Below are 18,948 nucleotides of genomic sequence, written 5' to 3'. Positions count from 1 at the left end.
TGTGAATCGCATCACATTAAAAGTTGCAGCGTGCGGCAATTATCGTCCTCCATACATTTAACCACTTGTGACTACTTTTGCCCCCATCGTTGTCCGAAAATGTGCAAGCGCCCATTCATGTCCTGCCGCATTAAAACTTGCCACCGCATCTTCATGGACGACAATATTAAAACCTTTATTGTACGCATCCACCGCTGTATGCAGCACACAAATATCTGTACAAACGCCGATCAAATGCACATCGGTAATGCCGCGCGCACGTAGCCGTAATTCCAGATCGGTGCCAGCAAAAGCGCTATACCGCGTTTTGTCCATCCAATAGATCGTATTACGATGCTGCTCATAGACCGATTTCAAGCGCCCGTATAGCTCACGACCTACAGTGCCACGAATGTTATGCGGCGGAAACAGATTCGTTTCCGGATGATACGGGTCAGACTGCTCATGCAGATCAACCGCCATCACGACCCAATGTCCCAGATTGACAAATTGCTCGGTTAACTCAACAATTTTATGTTCAATCGCAATCCCAGGTTGTCCTACAGGCAATTTTCCATCTACAAAATCATTCGTATAATCGATTACAATCAACGCTCTCATCGCTTTGCCTCCCTATCGAGTATGGATCAGAACCTACACCTACCGAATCACCTGCGACGATTACGAATAAATCGACAATCTCGGCACTAGCCCGGTAAAACGATACAATTGCGCCGGACGTTGTGAATATTGATTGGAGCTGAGCGGATTGCCGTCCTCATCGCGCACTTCTTCAATAATCCCTTTACGGCTGCGAGTAGACGTAATTTTACGAATAAAATTCGGCTCCTCAAAATCCGGCACAACCGCCTTAATCACCTGGTACAGCTCACTAAGCGTAAACTCTGGCGGCAAAAACTTTTTCGCAATTACCGTACTGAGCATTTGTTCCTGAATACGCATATACGCATCGCGAATAATATCATGATGGTCAAAACCTAATTCAAGCTCATCGAGCGCTTCCTCAATCGTAAACAAACCGACTTCTTCCGCATCATCGGCAGCACGTCGTTTTTCCAATATTTCTTCTTCTACAAGTGCAAAAAAAGCATGCGAGATAATCCAGCCGCGCGGATCACGTCCGGGCTTGCTGTATACGCCGAGATACTCCAAGTGACGTGCATCGACACCGGTTTCTTCTTTCAGCTCACGCTGGGCGGCTTCAAATAACGATTCATCATCATGCGAAAAGCCTCCAGGCAACGCCCATTTGCCAGCAAACGGCCACGAACGGCGTCGAATAAGCATGACTTTTAATTCGCGCAATGGCAATGTTTTCGTAAATGTTTTGCGCTCCTTTTTGGTCAGCGTAAACATCACGATGTCGGCGGGAGCGCCATCCGGTGTACGATACTTTTTGACATCGTACGTATGCTGCTTATTATTGTCCGTCATTATGATCACCACTGTTCATTTTATCTTTTTGATAATATCATTATGAACTATTAATGCCGTGAGGTCAATGTTTATTTGACTCCACGGCAAATGAATCACAATCAATAGCAATCATATTAACATGTACTATGCACCTGACTTACTGCGTGTAGCGATAAAGGTGGCAGTTGCAATCGCCCCCGTCTCGCCTGCTTCGTTCGTAATTTCCGCCTGCAACGTCATCGTGCGACCGGACTGATGAATGACTCTTGCTGTCGCATATAGCTCACCTTGTCCCATCGACTGTACAAAATGCGTATTCATATTCGTCGTCACACATGGCTGTCCGCCCTGTACCGCCATTGCGATCATGCCCATCGTCTGATCCATCATAGACATCATTACCCCGCCATGCACAATGTGCATATGATTGAGATGACGCTCCGTTGCGGTCAATGCAATCGTAATATATTCATGGTGGCTTTCAACCAATCTGCAGCCTAGTAGCCCCCAGTACATTTGCTCACTCGCTTTTAATATGTCCTGCCATTCCGTCATTGCCTATTTCCTCCTAATTTATGTTCTTTCCATGCTGGGGATCGGCTTCCGTTAGAAAGTAAATACGCCATCCACCTGTAACATTCCGATTCATTCGTCCCTATGTTCATCGGCTGGTCAAAAGCAAACTCATTTGGATTAGATCGACATACTGTCCGTCTACGATCAGCGCTTCTTTTTGCACCCCTTCAATTCGAAAACCGAGCGAGCGATACAGATGAATACCACGTTGATTGGTCGACTGTACCGTAAGTTCCAGCCGATGAATGCTGCGATCTTCCGCCCAATGCAGCATCGTCTGAAACAGTCTGCGCCCAATGCCGCGATTCGCATATTGCTGCAATACACCGACTACAATATACACGCTATGGCGATTGCGTGTCACTTTGCCGCCCATCGCTTCCAAGTAGCCGATAATCTGACCTTCATGTTCAGCTAGAAAAATATTCGAATTCGCACTACGCAAAGCATATCGTATCATATCTCGCTGTTCGCTTTCACCCATCATACGCTCGCCCGGCTCCAACAACATAAAGGTCGTCTGTTCATCCAGACGCCGTTTCATCCGAATCAGCGGCCCAGCATCCCGTATTTGGGCGATCCGTACCGACACGCTTGCCTGAAAATGAGACAGTACGATCGGACGCTTAGGCGCACGTATCATATGCCGTCTGCACAAGATGATGCGGTCGCGGCAATGAATACCATGTTCTATAATTGGCTCATCATAATGCTGCACAAAATAATCCGGCTCGATCGCTTCTATCCGAAAGCCATGTTTCTGGTAAAAGGCAAGCGCACCGAGACTGGAATTGCCTGTACATACGGTAATCTCAGTCGCATCGTCATCATCGAGACCCGCAAGCACAGCTTTCATTAGACTGCTTCCGATTCCCTGACCTTCATACATGGGCAATACCGCCATATTCATAATTTCCCATGCTCCTGCACTGCGCTGAAGCGCGCCGCACACACCGATAATTTCCGTTTTATTATTAGCAAACCACCAGCGACAAAGTGAAGCATAGCGATCGATCGCCGCCGGATTAGGATCGGCAAGCAGCAGCAGAGGCATCGGTAATGCTTCATGCTCGGTACGAGGACGGACGGTCACATAAGGATGATTATAGTTGGACGATTCCATGATCGACTCACTTCCCTCTGCTCAATTTCGGTTTCTGTACAACGAAATAACATAATGTGACCATTATAACGCAACACTGCCGCAAAATTGAGATCAAAAAGACGCGGATGAAAATTCCGCGTCCTCTGCTTGTTTATAATTGCTGTATAATCGTTAACCTTTATGCAACGTTTAATCCCCGCAGGACGCCGGAGGAGAATCTTTGCCGCTCTCCACTTGAATTTTCTCGGAGACGGTATCGTAAATAGCAGATACGACCATTTGCAGCAGATCATTGATTTCTACCTGTGATTGCTGATAATCGGTCACGAGTGGAATATCGTCCATTTCCTGCTGTAATTCCGCCATTTCCGCTTCAATCTTGGCGACCATTTTGGCGTTGCGCAACGATTCAAAGGCAACGACTTCCTTTTGCTTTTTCTTAATTTGCGAAATAAGGCTTTGTACACGTTCGTGCGACTGAATCATTTGCTCCGCCTTTTGAAAATGAACAATTTCTTCGCTATTTGAGATCAAACCGGCAAGCTGCCGCGTTTTCTCCATAATATCTTCACGAATGTACAATCCGCTCGTATCCAGCTCCGGGCTGTCTGCTGCCAGCTGCTGATGATCGTTATGCTCTTGTCGCTCCACGGCAATGACATCCTTTCCGTTAGATCAAGCTGATCGCCTTATTGCCTTTAGCTTATCGCTGCCGGCTCGGCAACCAGCTCACCTTTAATATAAAACGATTTGGAATCGGTAATTTTTACATATACAAACTCACCAATCAACGCCTCTGAACCTTCAAAATGCACCAGCTTGTTCGAGCGTGTACGTCCTGCCAACACTTGATCATTGTTTTTGCTAGCACCTTCTACCAGCACCTCTACGATCTGACCGAGAAATTTCTCGCTGCCGATCCGGCTGTACTGTTTAACCGTATCGTTCAGACGTTGCAAACGCTGCTTTTTCACTTCCATTGGCACATTGTCTTCCATCGAAGCAGCTGGTGTGCCTTCGCGCGGCGAATAAATGAATGTGTACGCTGAATCAAAACCAACCTGGCGTACGAGTGACAGTGTATCTTCAAATTGCTCATCCGTCTCGCCAGGAAAGCCAACAATAATATCGGTTGTCAGCACCGCATTCGGAATAGATTTGTAAATATTATCCACCAGTTCGAGATAGCGCTCACGACTATATTTGCGGCTCATCTTTTTCAGCACTTCCGTGCTGCCCGATTGTACCGGCAAATGAATATGCTCCACCAGATTGCCGCCTTTGGCAAGCACTTCGATCAGACGCTCATCAAAATCGCGCGGATGGGATGTCGTAAAACGAACACGCGGAATCTCAATTTTGGAAATATCGTCCATCAAATCACCAAATGTATAATTCATGCCTTCCAGGTCTTTCCCGTACGCATTGACGTTTTGACCGAGCAATGTAATTTCTTTAAACCCTTGACGCGCCAGCTCGCGCACCTCAGCAATTACATCTTGCGGCAGTCGGCTACGCTCTTTACCGCGTGTGTACGGAACGATGCAATACGTGCAAAATTTATCACAGCCGTACATAATGTTCACCCAGCCGCGCATCCCTTGCCGTTTTTTCGGCAGATTTTCAACGATATCGCCTTCTTTGGACCACACTTCAACGACCATTTCTTTGCTAAATAATGCGCCTTGTACAAGCTGTGGCAAACGGTGAATATTGTGTGTACCAAAAATCATATCGACAAAATTATGCTTTTGCATAATCCGGTTCACAACGCCTTCTTCCTGTGCCATACATCCGCACACCCCGAGCAACAAGCCCGGACGCTCCAGCTTCAGGTTTTTCAGATGACCGAGTTCGCCAAATACACGATCTTCGGCATTTTCACGAATCGCACACGTATTAAGCAAAATAATATCAGCTTGCTCGCGGCTTTCGGTTGCCGTATAACCCATTTGTTCCAGCATGCCTTTGATCGTTTCCGAATCATGCTCATTCATCTGGCAACCAAATGTATATACAAGATAATGTTTGCCAACACCGATCTCGCGCAGCTCCTCCGGTACGGCATTTTCGTACATGACTTGCACTTCCTGTTTACCACGCTTTTTTTCCTCGCGCTGGTTCGGCTCGGACATAATATGAATTTCCCGTCCACGAATCCGTATCTTTTTGCCAGTTTCATCCTCAGATATAACCTTTGCATCGGAAAAATCAAAATATTTAGAATAATCTTTTGTTTGTTTTGACATGCTATGCTGTCACTCCCCCACCATAAACATTTCCTGAACATACCGATCATTATGCCATATACAAAGCAGCTACAAGCTGCTTGTTATCGACCATTGCTGCTCCACCATTGTGCCGATGTACAATGAGTGACAGCGGCAATGACGGACTGTGCATCTGTTCACCGTCGATTTGCCGTTTCATCATCTATAACAACAATCGGTACAACAAAAAAGCATCACCTGTAATTATAGCATGGCACTATGTATATAAAAAGCAAGGAATCATCATTCTTAATGAACAGAGACACAGATTGGAATTGTACATCTACCAATTGAAAGGGAAAATGGTCTGTATGCTGTAATTACACATCATATGCGCCCCGTACATTAACGTTAACGATAGCATGCCGGCTTTGTGGAATGCACACTATTAATAAATTCCGGTGCCCACACCGATGCGAATCTTTGGCGACAATTCAGGATCGATCGTAGTCAACACACGTAGCAAATGATCTTTGGACATAGCGATACAGCCTGCTGTCGGCTTGTTTGCTGCACGCCAAATATGCATAAAAATCGCACTGCCTTTGTCGGGTACGACCGGATGTGTATTGTAATCAATGACGAGCGCATGTTCGTATAACGGATGGTTTAACCGTTCAAATGAAGACCAGCGCTCCCGCGGATCGCCCGCATAGGCAACCCAGTTATTGTAATCAGGAGAGTTCGGTGTGTCGACCCAATAATCGTCACCATCGGCTGTACGATAGTCGATTTTCAAATTTGGCGGTGCTTGCGTACTGCTGCCAAACGCGGTACCAAGTGTATACGTGCCGAGCGGTGTTTTGCCATCTCCTTCTTTGTTTTTGCCAAGACCGTTATTGCCTAATACGACCGGCAACGGCCCTAATTGGCGCTGCCACATTTGATTTCGTTTCTCATATACAAACAAGTTACCAGTAATCGAATGGTGATGATCCGCAGTAACGAGAATGATCTGCTCGCTATTTAACTGATCCAATTTCTTAAACAGTTTCGGTTCGTCGATCGAACGGGCAGCCTCCGCCTCACCGGAGAACGGAATATATCCTACCAATATCCATAACAGCAATGTGAAACGAATACGTTGATTCATCGCAAATTCCTCCTGTTGTCGTATTACGCCAGTCATAAGTCATATCTCGTATTCGCATCTAGTACATCTATCTATTACATCATTATGCTACAAGGATCAATGTTGAAACATCCAAACTACTACTTATCCAATAATTTATAATTTTATTAGAGCTTACAACCATTACGAACAAACGGAGAAATAATGAATCATTACCACAGCAACTAAACGAAAAACAACCGGAACAGATTGCGATCTTCCAGCGGGACAGCAATTATAACTGCTGCCCACATCTGAAGTCGAACCGTTCCGGTTGTTGTTGATCGTAATGGCTTAATCGATAATTTCAGCTGTATCGCCAGTGCGTGCACCTGCTGCATTCGCTTCGTCTGTATCGATGTGCATATCAAGTGCAAACGAATCGGATACGCGTGCGATTACGTTTTCAAGTACCATACCGCGCTCGCCAGACAGACGAACTTTCAGTTTGTCTTGGTCATTGATGCCCCATTTTTCAGCATCAGCAGTGTGGAAGTGAATGTGGCGAGCAGCTACAATTACACCTGTCTGCACTTCAACTTCGCCTGCTGGTCCTTTGATTAAGATGCCAGGTGTGCCTTCGATATGACCGGATTCACGAACCGGTGCTTTAACGCCGATTGCAAACGAATCGGTCAAAGAAATTTCCAATTGAGTTGCCGGACGTGCCGGGCCCAAAATACGTACTTTAGGGAAAGAACCTTTCGAACCAACGACTTCTACTGTTTCGTTAGCAGCAAACTGACCGGGTTGAGATAGTGGTTTAAATTCAGTCAGTTCATAGCCCGCACCAAACAAAATTTCGATGTGCTCTTGGGACAGATGAATATGGCGTGCAGATACGCCAACAGGTACTACTTTACTCATTGATCGCTCACTCCTCGACTATTATATCCATATACGTTTTTAACAAAATACACGTACTACGTTTACTGAAACGCACATCTTCCATTATACATCGTTTACTATGAAAATGAAAACCAACTCAGCAAAAAGACCTGCACGCTTTCAGCAAAAAAAGCGATACAGGTCACAAAAGTTTACGTTTTCCGCCATTCTGATCTCATATGCCGCTTAAATCACTGCATATCGCTTAATAAAATGCGCAGTGCACGCATTTCTGAAGGGGCGGTTATTATACTCATTCGCTCATTCGCCATTACTGCTTATCTTGGCTCCACGATTAACTTCATCGCAGTTCTGTCTTCTCCATCAATCACAATGTCGGTAAAGGCCGGAATGCAAATCAGGTCAACTCCACTTGGCGCTACAAATCCTCTGGCAATAGCTACAGCTTTGATCGCTTGGTTCAGTGCACCCGCTCCTATAGCTTGAAGCTCGGCAGCGCCGCGTTCGCGCAACACTCCTGCCAAGGCTCCGGCTACTGAATTCGGGTTGGATTTTGCTGACACTTTTAATACTTCCATGTTAGGTACCTCCCCTAGGAATGAATGATGGCTTGGCTTCAAAAATGATCGGAAATGCGTCTAGTTAGTATTCGAGGATTTGTTTCAATTTCCTTCTTTTTTGGAACCGCATAGTTGGAATTACCAAATATATTTTTAAAATTCAATATACTTGCATGCCATCTCCGCAAACAGGGCCGCATGACATACGTGGGCAAGAGATAAGCGTACAAAACGTACACTTATGCTGCATACACATTTACATACATATTGGGAATCATCGCTTCAAGAATAAAGCATCACGATCGCGAAATGTGCAATTAATCCATATGCCACTCGTCTTCGTACATCCGGATTTTTTCGATCTTTTTCGCTTTGCCGGTCGTATCATCAATATCGACATAGACAGCATGGAATTGCCATTTCCCTTCACACACTTGAAAACGTGCAGGCAATTGCGTCTGAAATTTGTACAATACCGCATCACGTTCCATTCCAAGCACACCTTCATACGAGCCAACCATGCCTACATCGGTCTGATAAGCTGTACCGCCCGGCAAAATTTTATCGTCATTGCTCTGTACATGGGTATGCGTTCCGACGACCATCGATGCACGACCTTCCAAATGCCAACCCATCGCAATTTTCTCGGATGTCGCTTCCGCATGAAAATCGACCAAAATTGCGTTCGTTGTCCCTTTCAGTTTTTCCAAAATCTCATCGACTTTACGGAAAGGGCAATCGATCGCTGGCAGGAACGTGCGCCCTTGCAAATTGATAATAGCTAACTGTTTGCTGCCGTTTTTGATCACTGTATAGCCGCGACCGGGTGTATCTGGCGGGAAATTTGCCGGACGAACCATCCGCGCTTCGTCATCGATAAACTCAAACACTTCGCGATTATCCCATGTATGATTGCCCATCGTAATACCATGTACGCCCTGTTCAAATAACTCGTTGGCGATTTTGCGTGTGATGCCGCGCCCGGAGGCGGAATTTTCGGCATTCGCGATAATCATATCCGGGTTATACTTTGATTTTAACCGAGGAAGGCTTGACTTAATCGCTTTCCGCCCTGTACTGCCGACAATATCTCCAATAAAAATAACTTTGATGATGTTCTCCTCCGTCCAGTAATACAAAAAGTGACCCGTATCCAGGTCACTTTTCGCATAATCTTTATTTTGCGTAATCAACCGCGCGTGTTTCACGGATTACGGTGACTTTAATATGTCCCGGGTAATCCAGTTCATTTTCAATCGTTTTCGTAATATCCCGAGCGAGGCGGAAACTTTCGGCATCATCAATCTTATCCGGTTGCACCATCACGCGAATTTCGCGTCCGGCTTGAATCGCATATGATTTTTCGACACCATCGAACGATTCCGAAATTTCTTCGAGCTTTTCCAAACGACGGATATACGTTTCCAGTGTCTCACGACGTGCGCCAGGTCGTGCGGCAGACAGAGCATCCGCTGCGCCGACGAGCATCGCGATAATCGACGTTGCTTCGGTATCGCCGTGGTGCGAAGCAATACTGTTGATGACAACTGGATGTTCCTTGTATTTCTTCGCCAGCTCGACGCCAATCTCGACGTGTGAACCTTCCACTTCATGGTCAAGTGCCTTACCGATATCATGCAGCAAACCTGCGCGCTTCGCCAGTGTAACATCCTGACCAAGCTCGGCTGCCATCAAGCCGGTAAGATAAGCGACTTCCATCGAATGCTTAAGCACGTTTTGACCATAACTCGTACGGAATTTGAGTCGTCCGAGAATTTTGATCAAGTCTGGATGCAAACCGTGTACGCCAACCTCGAATGTGGACTGCTCCCCGTATTCACGAATGCGCTCATCCACCTCGCGGCGCGATTTATCGACCATTTCTTCAATCCGTGCCGGGTGAATACGTCCGTCAGCTACTAGTTTTTCCAGTGCAGTACGGGCGATTTCACGACGGATCGGGTCAAATCCGGATAAAATAACCGCTTCCGGTGTATCATCGATAATCAGATCAATACCAGTTAATGTTTCCAATGCGCGGATGTTACGTCCTTCGCGGCCGATAATGCGGCCTTTCATTTCTTCATTAGGCAAGGTGACAACAGAAACGGTCGTCTCCGCTACGTGGTCAGCCGCACAACGCTGAATAGCGAGTGTAATGATCTCACGAGAGCGCTTATCCGCTTCGTTTTTCGCCTGTTGCTCAATGTCTTTGATCATCTGTGCTGTCTCATGACGCACTTCTTGCTCTACATTGCTCAGAATGATGCTGCGTGCATCTTCCATCGTCAGATTGGAAATCCGCTCCAACTCGGTTACCTGAGTTTGATATAGCTGTTCGATCTGTTGCTGTGTCTCTTCGATACGTTTCTCTTTGTTAACCACTTGTTCTTCTTTGCGTTCCAGTGATTCCAGCTTTTTATCCAGCGACTCTTCCTTTTGCAACAATCGTCTTTCCAGCCGTTGGTTTTCATTCCGACGCTCACGAATGTCTTTTTCAGCTTCAGCTCTGAATTTGTGGATTTCGTCTTTCGCTTCCAGAACTGTTTCTTTTTTCAACGCTTCTGCTTCTTTTTTCGCATTTTCAACGATCTGTGCGGCAGCAGTTTCAGCACTTGAAATTTTAGCTTCTGCAAGAGATTTGCGAATAAAATATCCGATCACGAACCCAAAGAATAATGCGGCAACAACGAGAATTATGATCCAGAGATAACTCATTCTGTTCACCTCCTCGCTGATTCCTCCAAGGTATTCCTTGGGAACTACCATGTTGATGGTAATGCAATGCTTCGTCCCTTTAAATTCCGTTTCATCGCTCATGCGGGTACATGCGCCAATTCCCCAACGAAGGGGCTTAAACATTTTCAAAAGTTCAAGCATGATTGTACAAGTCTGCCATAGCCACCACATTTGAAGTCAATAAGCGAAAAAATGACGTAAAAATGACAAACTGTACACATCCATTTTATTATTTGCCAAAAGACATTGTCAAGCAATTGACATTTCCTGTTCTTTTCACGTGAACAGTCAGCTGCTTGTATATCATTCAAGCCAAGTGTTGAATTTCGTTATTGTTGGGTTGAAATTTAATTTATGAACAATCTGTTTCGGATCAATCACAGATGATTTACAAACGATGCGTCCTGATCGGTATATCACTTGCAGCAGTAATAGTATAACTGTTCTGTATTATTATATGTGCTTAATATGAGTTTTGTTTATCGCAGTATGACTATTGTCGAAATCGATGCGCGCTTGTTTAGCATAAATGATAAACCGAAAGGCATATAGGCAAACCGGTCGACGACCTGCTTTTAAAATTAAGACTGCTCATTATCCAGCCGCTCATCTTCCTCAATCGCTGCCAGTGCACGCCGCACAAGATCGGACGAATAACCACGGCGCATCAAATAAGCCATCGTTTTCCGCTTTTTATCAACCCATTCGCCGGAAGTGCTGTTCCACTTTTTGCGTGCAAGCGTCGTCGCACTGACCAGTTCTTCCTCCTCGTTAATCTCGCCTAATGCCTGCTCAATATGACCGGGCTGGACGCCCTTTTGCCGCAGTTCCTGACGAATCCATACTTTACCCTTCTTCTGTGTGCGCACGCGCTGTCTTGCCCATTGCTCCGCGAACAGAGGATCATTGATCAGTTGCTCCTGTTCTAACCGTTCTAGCGTCGTCTCGATCACATACTCATCATGACCTTTCTCCTCCAACTTACGTGCCACTTCGGTACGGGTACGCGAACGATAGCTTAAATAATGAATCGATGAAGCGTAAGCGGACTGTAGCTTGTTAGCAGCCATAATGTCACGCAATGCAGCTTTCGTAAAGCTATAACCTTTCAACATTCGGTATTTAATCATTACGTCTTCATGCACAACTAATTTTAGCTCGCCAAAAAACAGCTTATAATGAAGACGTGGCCATTTTGCCTGCTCTACGCCTGTAATTTCCAATGGCTCTTGCTCGGGAAAATGCTCTAGCGGATCGACGCCGGCTTGTATGTCATCGTCCTGTTCCCACTCTTGCTCAGTTGATTCATTGCTATGCTGATTCTCATCGACTGTATTGGATGCTGCGTGATCTTTGCGTTTGCGTCCCCAGCTATATTTGTTTGGCATTTTTATTCCTCTCTGTTCTGCCGTTACATCATATTCTGGCGCAGAACCGGTGTAATGACTGCATTGGTGTTTTATAATCATTGACGCTTATTATGTGCAAAAAGCGCCTGCACGTGAGTCACGTTACAGGCGCTTACTTCATCGGAATGCTGGCACAAACCGATAAAGGAATGCTTATAAAGTTTGCAGCCCCGGGCATATGGGACCAAACTTGGAATTGCTGAATTTGAAACGAATCGATGTGAAATGATTGGATGTGACATTATCTCGTCCACCATTGCTCATTGTAGAACGGTCGAACTAGAAAGAGCTAACTTGCACTTATTCTGTTGCTTCGGAGAACAATTCTTGTTCTTCGAGTTCTTCTTTGCGTTTTTGCTCATCAGTTGGAGCATCTACAAGTGTAGTCAAGTTGCTCAGCTCACGGATTTTGTTTTCAATGACGAGCGAAACTTGAGGATTTTCTTTTAAATATTGCTTCGCATTTTCACGACCTTGACCCATACGTTCACCTTCATATGAGTACCAAGCACCACTTTTGTTAATAATATCTTTTTCAGTACCGATATCGATCAAGCTACCTTCTTTGGAAATACCTTCACCGTACATAATATCGATCTCTGCTTGTCTAAAAGGAGGAGCAACTTTGTTTTTGACAACTTTAACACGCGTACGGTTACCGACAACATCGTTACCGTTTTTGATCGCTTCGATACGACGTACGTCAAGACGAACGGTCGAATAAAATTTCAAGGCACGACCACCAGGTGTTGTTTCAGGGTTACCAAACATCACGCCCACTTTTTCACGCAACTGGTTGATAAAGATCGTGATCGTTTTGGATTTGCTGATCGCACCGGACAGTTTGCGCAATGCCTGCGACATCAGACGCGCTTGCAAACCGACGTGAGAATCACCCATTTCGCCTTCGATTTCCGCTTTTGGTACGAGCGCCGCTACGGAGTCGATAACGATAATGTCTACTGCACCACTACGTACAAGTGCTTCAGCGATTTCCAGACCTTGTTCACCTGTGTCCGGTTGGGACAGCAGCAGCTCATCGATGTTGACGCCTAAGTTTTTCGCATATTGAGGGTCCAATGCATGCTCGGCATCGATAAATGCCGCTTGTCCGCCCGCTTTTTGAACCTCTGCAATCGCGTGCAGAGCTACTGTCGTCTTACCTGAAGACTCAGGACCATATATTTCAACGATACGGCCTCTTGGCATACCGCCTGTTCCGAGTGCGATATCCAAAGCGATCGAACCGCTTGGTACAACTTCTACTTGCATATGCGTGGATTCACCAAGTTTCATAACGGAACCCTTACCGAATTGTTTCTCTATTTGACGAAGCGCCATATCCAGCGCAGCACGACGATCTGACAATCAGCTCACATCCTTCTCAATGTTTATAAGTTAATTATACCGTATTTTTCACTGTTTGCCAAGCTTTTTTCGAACATATATTCGTCTTTTTGGCGGTTTACGGTCTCTTTATTACAAAAAATGGTAATTAAAGCGTATCGCTATTTTCCCGCTTGCGTGCCGTTTTTGCCTATTACTATAGCCGCTTTAAATACGTGATCGTTTCAAGCTCATTTGCTCTGTACAAAGCCATTTTTTACGCCCGGGAAACAAAAAACCGCAGCAATGGGATTGCTGCGGTTCTTCCGTCTGAGATGATCATAGCACACGGTTTTGCCATCCGCAAGCCCTTCTGATAGCGGGCGCTAACAACGCTGTATAGTGGGTTTCATCATACATTGCTGTTCTCATCCTCATCTGAATGACTCGATCCGCAATAAAGAGCATGCGACTATATGAGCTATAAGCCAGCATATCCAGTTATCGATACGAATCGTTAGTTACAAGAGTGCATGTGACTGTATGAGCTATAAGCGTACAGACCGCTCTATTTGCCATTCAAAGCCTTAACCCATTAAGATTGCGCTGCGGCAAGCTGTTCATCCTGACGTTGCTTCAGACGAAGCCAGAGACGATACATTAGAGCTTTGGCGGAACGAATCCGGATCGCTTCGCGGTTTCCTTTCAAATTCAGCTTAAACACTTCGGTTGCGTGATCACGTTCAGCAATCGCAATATATACGAGCCCAACCGGTTTGCGCTCTGAAGCACCCGGACCCGCCACACCGGTCACTGCAACGGCAAAATCGGTATCAAGCAAACGACGCGCTTGATCTGCCATCACTTCCGCCACTTGTTCGCTGACCGCTCCCGGCGCATTTTCGCCTTCCAACAGTTCATGCGGCACATGCAGCAGCTGCTCCTTCATTTCATTGGAGTACGATACGATCCCGCCCATAAATACGAGCGCACTGCCCGGTATCGTCGTCAGATTTTGCATGACCAAACCGCCTGTACAGCTTTCAGCGGCAGTAAGTGTCAGCTTCATGCCTGTCATCATCTGGATAATCTGATGTTCGATCGTAACGTCTTGATCCGCATACATATACTCCGGTAGGCGTGCACGGATTTGCGCTTCCATCGCTTTGAGCTTGCTCATCGCTTCTTTTTCGTCCGGCGCTTTAGTCGTAAGGCGGATCGTTACTTCACCTTCTTTGGCATAGGGGGCAATCGTCGGATCGGTCTGCACGCTAATCAGATCGAGCAGCGCATCCTCCAACGCGGATTCACCGATACCGGCGAATTTGAGCATTTTGGAATAAATTGGGTACTCATCGGTTAACACATGTTCCAACAGCCATGGAATCGCTTGATTTTCGAACATCGGCTGCAATTCTTTGGGCGGGCCCGGCAAGACGATATAATGTTTATCGTCCTGCGAAATGGCGACACCGACCGCCAGACCGATTTCATTCCGTAGCGGATAGCTATGCTCCAAAATGATCGCCTGACGACGATTGTTTTCCGTCATCGGCTTGTCGCGCCCTTCAAAAAACTTCTCCACCATCTGCATCGATTCCGCATGGATATGCAGGGAACGTCCTAACACTTCGCCCAGCGCATCTTTGGTCAGATCGTCCTGTGTTGGACCGATTCCACCGGAAAATACAACTACATCCGCCCGACTGGATGCCAGCTCAATCGCTTGCTTGAGACGATTCAAGTTATCGCCAACAACCGTCTGATAATACACATCGATGCCCAAATACGATAACTGCTGGGACAGATAGCGTGCATTTGTGTTTGTAATTTGACCGAGCAACAGCTCGGTTCCTACTGCGATAATTTCTGCTTTGACTGCTTTCATGAATCGTTCTCCTCCTCGCGATCGTTAAACTTACCTATTCAATATGCGCCTGCTCACAGCAAAAGGCAATAGAGAGCTCCCTATCGCCTTTTGCTATGCCTTCCCTGAGTCTCTCCTATATCTTACCGCTCTGTGCACGCACATGAAACGGTGACCGATATTCAGGAATTAGACAGGTGCAGCAGATGTTTATTTTTTATAAAATAGTCCACACCAGAATAGAGCGTAATGATCGTAGCTGCCCAGATCGCAATTTCGGCAAACGGAAAGCCGATCAGCACAAACGGGAAGTTGTTAATCATCAATGCCACAATCGCAACAATCTGCGTAATCGTTTTGGCTTTACCCCAGTTGCTAGCAGCGACAACCGCGCCTTCCAGCAGTGCAATCTGGCGCAAGCCGGTAATCGCAAACTCACGAAAAATAATAATGATCGCCATCCACGCTGCACATTTACCAAGCGATACGAGCGAGATCAATGCCGCCGATACGAGCAGCTTGTCCGCCAGCGGATCGAGCAGTTTGCCCAGGTTTGTGACCAGATTACGGCTGCGGGCGATATGCCCATCGATTCCGTCTGTAGCGGCTGCAACAATAAAAATAAACGCAGCGATCAGATCGTTATACTGAACTTGAAATGTACTGCCGATTTGAAGTATCTGTTCACCAAAGGGAAAATTGACCAGCAGAAACAACATCATGACCGGTACAAGCGCAATCCGGGCAAGCGTAATTTGATTTGGCAGATTCACAGAGCACCTCCCATACGGTTTGCAGCAATATGATGCAGTTGCTGATATGTAACTGCGTCCAAGCTTATTTGGTTTATCAACATCAACGTGCAGCCTCCGTCAGCCCTGTAACCAAGCAGTTACATGCAATTATTATTTCATGTTTGTAAATTGCAGATCGAGCGACAAGTCTGCTTTACGCAGCAATTGAATGACCGCTTGCAGATCGTCACGACTTTTACCGGTGATGCGAATCTGATCGCCTTGAATTTGACTTTTCACTTTTAGCTTGGAATCGCGAATGAGAATGTTGATCTTTTTCGCATTTTCCTGATCGATACCTTGTTTTAGCTTTAGGCGCTGACGCACTGTGCCGAGCGATGCCGATTCGACCGTGCCGTATTCGATATTTTTGATCGGCAAACCGCGTTTGACCATTTTTGTTTGTAAAATATCAATTAATGCGCCGAGCTTGTATTCATCGTCAGACACGACGACTAGTGTTTCTTTGTCGAGTGTGAGCGAACTTTTGCTGCCTTTAAAATCAAACCGACCGATAATTTCCTTTTCGGTTTGGTGAATTGCATTGGTCATTTCCTGCATATCCATTTTGGAGACGATATCGAATGAGCTTTCAGATGCCACAGAAATTTCCCCCTTTAGTAAAATTATAGGTGTTCGTATCTATGAAGTCTAACGATTGACTGCAAACGGTAGCGATGCCTGCTATGTTACTCCGGCAAGCTGTGTACAACGTAAACGTCAACATTTACCACAAACAGGATAGGATCGAATCAGCGTTATGCTTGTCGGGAATTATCTTATCGACAAGCAGACTGCGCGGCTACTGCACGATCAGCATGCAAACGCGTCTGTCCGTTTGTAACCGCAACTGTCTGAACTTGCAAAAGGACATCCGCTTCTGCCCTGAAGCAGAGCCAAGGGATGTCCTTTTATCGAGCTTGTCAGTTACCGCTGGAAGTCGATTCGGAATCGGTTGTGCCTGAAGTCGACGTGCTATCGGTCGTTGTACCGTCACCTGTTGCCGCTGTGCCTGCTGCATCACCGGATGGTGCGGCTTTGATCAGCTTCAGGATGATACGCGACGTTGCTTTGCCATCCGTAATCGGCTGACCGTTGATTGTAATATTCGTTGCGCGCGAGTTACCGGATTTAATGTACAAACCGGAATCAGTAAGATCATAGGATAGATTTTGACCGCTCTCCGTGTTGTTGAAAAACAAACGCTCACCGCTGGAATTTTCCGATTTGTACACTTCCAGCCAGCTTTGACCGGTCGCTGCGATATTGACTTTCACCGTACCGGAACCGGTATAGTTTACATCAAAAATCGTATTACGTCCTTGTTTGCCCGCTTCTGTGATGACCGGTGCAGTGGATGCATCGGTTGTACCTGTACCGCCTTCAGGCGTACTTTCCGGTGTACCTTCTGGCGTACCGGTTGCTTCGCCATCTGTTGTGCCTGTGCTTTCAGGCGATGTCGATTCGCCACCCTGCTGAGCACCGCCGCCATTTGGCTGCTGCGATGTACTGCCTTCACCGGATGACTCTGGCGTTGTATTCGTGCTTGGCGGGGTAGTGGCTGTGCCGCCTGTATTGCCTTTGTTACCTTGCTGTTGTTGCTCGGTGGCTGGCTTGTTTTCCGCAATTTGCGGTGAGGAGTTTTGCTTGATTACAAACACCCATACAAGCACGATAATTAAAATCGGAAACGTCCACATCAAAATGGTGGACAGCAGCTTACCGCTGCGACTTGCTGTCGCCGCATTACGCCTTGCCGCACGACGTGGCTGTACGACCGGTTCCATAACCGGTTCTGCTTCCGGTTCAGGCACAACGTCCTGATGCTCCTGCAATAGCTCGTCCGGATTGATGCCAACAGCCTCGGCATAGGTTTTAATAAAAGCCCGAACATAAAAACTTCCGGGAAGCACTTTGAAATCACCCGCTTCGATGGCCTCCAAGTAGCGCTTGCGTATTTTGGTCATTTCCTGCACGTCATCGAGCGATAAGCCTCGTGCAAGGCGGGCGTCCCTTAATTGGCGACCCAGATCTGACATACGATTACCTCCTGATTAGATTGTTTTATGGCATAAAGTCATATTTAACATCGAGCGCTTAAATATCATCGGTATACGTTTCCGTAAATTTATCATAGACGATCTCTTCATCCGGATTATTACGCAATTCGATAATAATGTCAAAATCACTGTAATCATAATCCGATTCACGGACAAAAATATCCGGATGTTCAATGACTTTGGTGCTTGGCATTTGCATAATATCTTGCAGCAATTGATGATGTCGCTCATTGGAACGAATCGTGCTGACGATTCCGTCGATAATAAATATATTGGCTGGGTTCATTTCCTCCTCGGACAGCTGACTGCGTACCGTTTGACGCAGCAATGTCGACGATACAAATGTCCAGCGCTTCATCGCACATACGCTGCCCGCGATGATTGATTCGGTTTTGCCGACGCGTGGCATACCTCGCAGACCGATAATCTGATTGCCGTCACGCTTAAACACTTCACCGAGGAAATCGACCAGCAGACCGAGTTCATCGCGTGTAAAACGAAATGTCTTTTTGTCGTCAGAATCGCGTTCAATATAGCGACCATGACGTACAGCCAAAATATCAACCAGCTTCGGCTGCCGCAAGGCGGTAATCGTAATATTGGTCACTTTGGCGAGCATATCGCCCAGCAAAATGATCTTTTCATCGTCATCGGTTTCCAGCAGCATACCGCGTGTTTTCCCTTCCACACCGTTAATCGTGCGGATGTTCACATTCAACATACCAAGTAGTGATGCAACATCTCCAAGCAAGCCAGGACGATTTTTATGTATCCTGTACTCCAAGTACCATTGTTTGGCTTCAGTATTCATCTGTTTTGCTTCCACGTTCACCTCGAACCTTTCCTCCCGTCTGAGCGCGGACCTG

The 18,948-nt window shown here is 46.3% G+C and carries 19 protein-coding genes; all 19 read right to left on the bottom strand.

Going from position 1 to position 18,948, the window contains the following annotated elements:
* Positions 1–57 precede the first annotated feature (57 nt).
* The 19 genes from U1I11_RS04125 to U1I11_RS04035 all read right to left on the bottom strand — a co-directional run bounded on the left by U1I11_RS04125 (position 58) and on the right by U1I11_RS04035 (position 18,893).
* Complete coding sequence (locus U1I11_RS04125; protein WP_322904045.1) at positions 58–600, bottom strand: cysteine hydrolase family protein; 543 nt, start codon at positions 598–600, stop codon at positions 58–60.
* 60 nt (positions 601–660) lie between these two features.
* Positions 661–1,434 carry an NUDIX domain-containing protein gene (locus U1I11_RS04120; RefSeq protein WP_322904042.1) on the bottom strand — a complete coding sequence of 258 codons (774 nt, stop codon included), beginning with the start codon at positions 1,432–1,434 and terminating at the stop codon, positions 661–663.
* A gap of 126 nt (positions 1,435–1,560) precedes the next feature.
* On the bottom strand, positions 1,561–1,971 hold the full coding sequence (locus tag U1I11_RS04115; RefSeq protein ID WP_322904040.1) for a PaaI family thioesterase: 411 nt from the start codon (positions 1,969–1,971) through the stop codon (positions 1,561–1,563).
* 106 nt (positions 1,972–2,077) lie between these two features.
* Positions 2,078–3,115: a GNAT family N-acetyltransferase gene (locus U1I11_RS04110; RefSeq protein WP_322904038.1), complete on the bottom strand. Its 1,038-nt coding sequence runs from the start codon at positions 3,113–3,115 to the stop codon at positions 2,078–2,080.
* Positions 3,116–3,286: 171 nt separating this feature from the next.
* The gene (locus tag U1I11_RS04105; RefSeq protein ID WP_416235444.1) at positions 3,287–3,754 is read right to left on the bottom strand and encodes a YlbF/YmcA family competence regulator; all 468 of its coding nucleotides are present in this window, start codon (positions 3,752–3,754) and stop codon (positions 3,287–3,289) included.
* A gap of 41 nt (positions 3,755–3,795) precedes the next feature.
* A complete protein-coding gene (gene miaB, locus U1I11_RS04100; protein WP_322904036.1) occupies positions 3,796–5,346 on the bottom strand; it encodes a tRNA (N6-isopentenyl adenosine(37)-C2)-methylthiotransferase MiaB in 1,551 nt (516 codons plus the stop codon).
* A gap of 49 nt (positions 5,347–5,395) precedes the next feature.
* Complete coding sequence (locus U1I11_RS04095; RefSeq protein ID WP_322904034.1) at positions 5,396–5,530, bottom strand: hypothetical protein; 135 nt, start codon at positions 5,528–5,530, stop codon at positions 5,396–5,398.
* Between the two features lie 225 nt (positions 5,531–5,755).
* Entirely contained in the window at positions 5,756–6,460 is a 705-nt protein-coding gene (locus U1I11_RS04090; RefSeq protein ID WP_322904032.1) for a L,D-transpeptidase family protein, read from the bottom strand.
* Positions 6,461–6,772: 312 nt separating this feature from the next.
* Positions 6,773–7,345 (bottom strand): phosphate propanoyltransferase, encoded by a 573-nt coding sequence (gene pduL, locus U1I11_RS04085; RefSeq protein WP_322904030.1) that lies wholly within the window; start codon positions 7,343–7,345, stop codon positions 6,773–6,775.
* A gap of 299 nt (positions 7,346–7,644) precedes the next feature.
* A complete protein-coding gene (locus U1I11_RS04080) occupies positions 7,645–7,905 on the bottom strand; it encodes a stage V sporulation protein S (RefSeq protein WP_017813748.1) in 261 nt (86 codons plus the stop codon).
* A 299-nt stretch (positions 7,906–8,204) separates the two neighbouring features.
* On the bottom strand, positions 8,205–8,999 hold the full coding sequence (locus U1I11_RS04075) for a TIGR00282 family metallophosphoesterase (protein WP_322904499.1): 795 nt from the start codon (positions 8,997–8,999) through the stop codon (positions 8,205–8,207).
* A 64-nt stretch (positions 9,000–9,063) separates the two neighbouring features.
* Positions 9,064–10,605 (bottom strand): ribonuclease Y, encoded by a 1,542-nt coding sequence (rny, locus tag U1I11_RS04070; RefSeq protein ID WP_322904024.1) that lies wholly within the window; start codon positions 10,603–10,605, stop codon positions 9,064–9,066.
* Between the two features lie 602 nt (positions 10,606–11,207).
* A complete protein-coding gene (locus U1I11_RS04065) occupies positions 11,208–12,014 on the bottom strand; it encodes a regulatory protein RecX (protein WP_322904022.1) in 807 nt (268 codons plus the stop codon).
* A 321-nt stretch (positions 12,015–12,335) separates the two neighbouring features.
* A complete protein-coding gene (gene recA, locus U1I11_RS04060; protein ID WP_322904020.1) occupies positions 12,336–13,403 on the bottom strand; it encodes a recombinase RecA in 1,068 nt (355 codons plus the stop codon).
* 553 nt (positions 13,404–13,956) lie between these two features.
* Positions 13,957–15,249 carry a competence/damage-inducible protein A gene (locus U1I11_RS04055; protein WP_322904018.1) on the bottom strand — a complete coding sequence of 431 codons (1,293 nt, stop codon included), beginning with the start codon at positions 15,247–15,249 and terminating at the stop codon, positions 13,957–13,959.
* 161 nt (positions 15,250–15,410) lie between these two features.
* Entirely contained in the window at positions 15,411–16,001 is a 591-nt protein-coding gene (gene pgsA / locus U1I11_RS04050; RefSeq protein WP_322904016.1) for a CDP-diacylglycerol--glycerol-3-phosphate 3-phosphatidyltransferase, read from the bottom strand.
* 132 nt (positions 16,002–16,133) lie between these two features.
* Complete coding sequence (locus U1I11_RS04045; RefSeq protein ID WP_322904014.1) at positions 16,134–16,625, bottom strand: YajQ family cyclic di-GMP-binding protein; 492 nt, start codon at positions 16,623–16,625, stop codon at positions 16,134–16,136.
* Between the two features lie 320 nt (positions 16,626–16,945).
* Entirely contained in the window at positions 16,946–18,061 is a 1,116-nt protein-coding gene (locus U1I11_RS04040) for a helix-turn-helix domain-containing protein (protein WP_322904012.1), read from the bottom strand.
* A 58-nt stretch (positions 18,062–18,119) separates the two neighbouring features.
* Positions 18,120–18,893: a DUF3388 domain-containing protein gene (locus U1I11_RS04035; RefSeq protein WP_322904497.1), complete on the bottom strand. Its 774-nt coding sequence runs from the start codon at positions 18,891–18,893 to the stop codon at positions 18,120–18,122.
* Between the last annotated feature and the right edge of the window lie 55 nt (positions 18,894–18,948).

Origin of the sequence: Paenibacillus campi, from assembly GCF_034659835.1 — a bacterium.
Lineage (GTDB): Bacteria > Bacillota > Bacilli > Paenibacillales > Paenibacillaceae > Saccharibacillus > Saccharibacillus campi.
The sequence above is the reverse complement of the archived record's forward strand: the minus strand, read 5'-3'. Positions and strand labels throughout refer to the sequence as shown.

Coding starts and splice junctions, on each gene's coding strand:
- U1I11_RS04125 (WP_322904045.1), bottom strand. CDS start 600: ATGAGAGCGTTGATTGTAATCGATTATACGAATGATTTTGTAGATGGA.
- U1I11_RS04120 (WP_322904042.1), bottom strand. CDS start 1,434: ATGACGGACAATAATAAGCAGCATACGTACGATGTCAAAAAGTATCGT.
- U1I11_RS04115 (WP_322904040.1), bottom strand. CDS start 1,971: ATGACGGAATGGCAGGACATATTAAAAGCGAGTGAGCAAATGTACTGG.
- U1I11_RS04110 (WP_322904038.1), bottom strand. CDS start 3,115: ATGGAATCGTCCAACTATAATCATCCTTATGTGACCGTCCGTCCTCGT.
- miaB (WP_322904036.1), bottom strand. CDS start 5,346: ATGTCAAAACAAACAAAAGATTATTCTAAATATTTTGATTTTTCCGAT.
- U1I11_RS04095 (WP_322904034.1), bottom strand. CDS start 5,530: ATGATGAAACGGCAAATCGACGGTGAACAGATGCACAGTCCGTCATTG.
- U1I11_RS04090 (WP_322904032.1), bottom strand. CDS start 6,460: ATGAATCAACGTATTCGTTTCACATTGCTGTTATGGATATTGGTAGGA.
- pduL (WP_322904030.1), bottom strand. CDS start 7,345: ATGAGTAAAGTAGTACCTGTTGGCGTATCTGCACGCCATATTCATCTG.
- U1I11_RS04080 (WP_017813748.1), bottom strand. CDS start 7,905: ATGGAAGTATTAAAAGTGTCAGCAAAATCCAACCCGAATTCAGTAGCC.
- rny (WP_322904024.1), bottom strand. CDS start 10,605: ATGAGTTATCTCTGGATCATAATTCTCGTTGTTGCCGCATTATTCTTT.
- U1I11_RS04065 (WP_322904022.1), bottom strand. CDS start 12,014: ATGCCAAACAAATATAGCTGGGGACGCAAACGCAAAGATCACGCAGCA.
- U1I11_RS04055 (WP_322904018.1), bottom strand. CDS start 15,249: ATGAAAGCAGTCAAAGCAGAAATTATCGCAGTAGGAACCGAGCTGTTG.
- U1I11_RS04040 (WP_322904012.1), bottom strand. CDS start 18,061: ATGTCAGATCTGGGTCGCCAATTAAGGGACGCCCGCCTTGCACGAGGC.
- U1I11_RS04035 (WP_322904497.1), bottom strand. CDS start 18,893: ATGAATACTGAAGCCAAACAATGGTACTTGGAGTACAGGATACATAAA.